The 2,877-nt window shown below is 66.6% G+C and carries 3 protein-coding genes; 1 reads left to right on the forward strand and 2 read right to left on the reverse strand.

Features of this window, described 5'->3' with window-relative positions:
- Nucleotides 1-1,129 (reverse strand): cytochrome P450 (locus tag WAO18_RS19555; protein ID WP_422207889.1); only part of this gene is annotated, 1,129 nt, incomplete at its 3' end.
- A 131-nt stretch (nt 1,130-1,260) separates the two neighbouring features.
- Between WAO18_RS19555 and WAO18_RS19560 the strand changes: the two genes are divergently transcribed.
- Complete coding sequence (locus tag WAO18_RS19560) at nt 1,261-1,899, forward strand: TetR/AcrR family transcriptional regulator (protein WP_422207890.1); 639 nt, start codon at nt 1,261-1,263, stop codon at nt 1,897-1,899.
- Here WAO18_RS19560 and proB read toward each other — a convergent pair.
- A partial coding sequence (gene proB, locus WAO18_RS19565) for a glutamate 5-kinase (RefSeq protein ID WP_422207891.1) occupies nt 1,896-2,877 on the reverse strand: 982 nt, incomplete at its 5' end. The two genes, WAO18_RS19560 and proB, sit on opposite strands and share 4 nt — an antisense overlap.

Below are 2,877 nucleotides of genomic sequence, written 5' to 3' on the forward strand. Positions count from 1 at the left end.
GGTTTGCCCCCATGCAGAAGTGCACGCCGCCACCGCCGAAGCCGACGTGGGGATTGGGGCTTCGGCTCAGGTCGAGGCGCTCGGGGTGCTCGAACACCGCGGTGTCGAAGTTGCCCGACGAATAGAACATCACGACCTTCTCGCCGGCGTGGATGGGCTGGCCGGCGATCTCGACATCCCTGGCGGCCGTGCGACGGAACGTCATCACCGGCGTCGCAAAGCGGATGAACTCCTCGACCGCCCCGCCGATGCGGGCCTCGAAATCCTCGAGCAGCCAGGCGCGCTGGTCGGGGTAATCGGTGAGGGCCTTCAACGCGTGGGTGGTGGTCTGACGGGTGGTGTCGTTGCCGGCCACGGTGAGCAACACGAAGAAGGCGGCGACGTCGGCGTCGGACAACCGATCGCCGTCCACTTCCGCGTTGACCAGCGCGCTCAACAGATCCTCACCCGGGTGCTCGCGACGTTCCGCGGCCAGCGTCCCGGCGACCTGGTGCACATAGGTCTGCGCCTCGAACAGCACCTCCATCGGGTGGCGACCGTTGAGGTACTCCGGGTCACCCGACGACACCATGGCATCGGCCGCGTGCGCGAGCTTCTGCCGCTCCGACTCAGGGATGCCGACCATGTCCGACAGCGTGCGAATCGGCAGCTCCTTGGCGCAGACGTCGACGAAATCTACGCCGCTACCAGCGGCTTTGAGTTCCTCCACGATGGCCTTCGCATTCGCCTGGATCGAGTCTTCGATGCGCCGGACCTGTCGAGGGGTGAATGCGGCGCTGACCAGCTTGCGCAGGAAGGTGTGCCGCGGCGGATCCATGGCCAGGAAGGACTGCGACGCTTCGAGCAGCTCCACGGGAAAGTTCTCGAACATCACCCCCTTGCCGGACAGGAACACCTCGTTGTCACGGCTGATAGCGACGATGTCGTCGCGGCGGGCGATCGCCCAGTAGCCGGGGTCATCGGGGTCAGGCAGCATCGCGTCTTCCACCGGCGGATGCCAACTCACCGGACGTTCGGCCCGAAGTTCGGCGAACGCCTGTTCCCGGTCCTGGGCGCTGGTCGACCAGAATGCGCGGGACGACAAGTCGATCGGGTCGTAGGCGCGGGGGGTGGCGGCCGTCGCGGTCATGCGGAATCCTCCATCGGCTATGACGTCGGTCACAAGGTCTGAACGACTCCGACCATAAATCTAGACATAGTGTCTAGTCAAGATGTCGCACGTTCGGCTACGCTCTGACCAGCAGTGGGATAGGAGGTGCTATGCCGTCGGTCACCCGCAAGCCGCAAGCCAAGCGGCAGGAGCGGCGCGAGCACATCGAACGCCGGCTGCTCGACGCCACCGAACGACTAATGCGTGACGGCGCGAGCTTCACCGAGCTCAGCGTGGACCGGTTGTCCACCGAGGCGGGGATGTCGCGGGCCAGTTTCTACATCTACTTCGAGGACAAAGGCCACCTGCTGCGCCGGCTGGCCGGCCAGGTGTTCGCGGATCTCGCTGGCAGCGCCGAGCGCTGGTGGGGCGTGGCGTGGCGACACGATCCCGATGACGTGCGCGCCGGGATGGCTGCCATCGTCGCCAGCTACCGGCGACATCAACCGGTGCTGGTGGCGCTGAACGAGATGGCCGCCTATGACTCCTTGGTCGGTGCGACCTACCGCAATCTGCTGACCGCTATCACGGGGCGATTGACCCGCGTTATCGAAGATGGCCAGACCGATGGCTCAATCCGCCGCGAGCTGCCGGCGGCGACCACGGCCAGTGTGCTTACCTGGATGGTCGAGCGATCCTGTCAACAAAACCTACCGACGGAACCGGCTACATATGATGCCGAGCTCGCCAGCACGCTGACCGAAATCATCTGGGGCGCATTGTATCTGACGCCCATACCGAATCGCTAGACGGCCACCAAGTCGTCGGCGTGCACCACCGGCCGACGCAACTCGGCGGGCAGCTCCGAGGTCGACCGGCCGATCATGGTGGCCAGCTCGGCTGCGTCGTAGGCGACGACTCCGCGGGCCACCAGTGCGGCGGCCGGCCCGTTCAGATCGACGACGTCACCGCCGTGAAATCGGCCGGACAGCGCGGTGATTCCCGCCGGAAGTAGCGAACGGCGTTGGCCCAGAACAGCACTCACCGCACCTTCGTCCAGGGTCAACGCACCGGCGGACTCCGCCGCGTATCGCACCCAGAACCGGCGTGCCGACATGCGGTTGGGCCGCGGGGCGAACACCGTGCCCACCGAGGCATCCGCCAGCGCCGCCACGGCATTCGCGGCGGCCGCCAGCAGCACGGGCACACCGGCGTCGGCGGCCAACAGCGCCGACGACACCTTGGACGCCATCCCACCGGTGCCCAGGTGGCTGCTTTGTCCTGCGATCACGCCTTCCAGATCAGCCGGCCCGGAAACCTCTGGGATGAAATGTGTTTCGCTGGACTTCCGCGGGTCGGCGTCATAGAGGCCGTCGATGTCGCTCAGCAGCACCAGTGCGTCGGCGCCGACCAGATGCGCCACCAAAGCCGAGAGCCGGTCGTTGTCGCCGAACCGGATTTCGTTGGTGGCCACCGTGTCGTTCTCGTTGACGATCGCTACCGCATGCAGCGCGCGCAGCCGGTCGAGTGTGCGCTGAGCGTTGTTGTGCTGCACCCGCATCGAAACATCGTGCGCGGTCAGCAGCACCTGGCCGACACTGCGCTGGTACCGGGCGAACGCGGTGCTCCAGGCGTTGACCAGGGCGACCTGACCGACGCTGGCCGCGGCCTGCTTGGTGGCCAGGTCGGTGGGCCGCTTGGCCAGCCCCAGCGGTTCGATGCCCGCGGCGATGGCGCCCGAAGACACGATGACGACGTCGGAGCCCGCCTTCATCCGCGCCTCGATG

Origin of the sequence: Mycobacterium sp., assembly GCF_049278535.1 — a bacterium.
Taxonomy (GTDB): domain Bacteria; phylum Actinomycetota; class Actinomycetes; order Mycobacteriales; family Mycobacteriaceae; genus Mycobacterium.

Bases quoted from the DNA above. Each gene is read 5' to 3' on its own strand.
- WAO18_RS19560 (WP_422207890.1), top strand. From the start codon at position 1,261: ATGCCGTCGGTCACCCGCAAGCCGCAAGCCAAGCGGCAGGAGCGGCGC.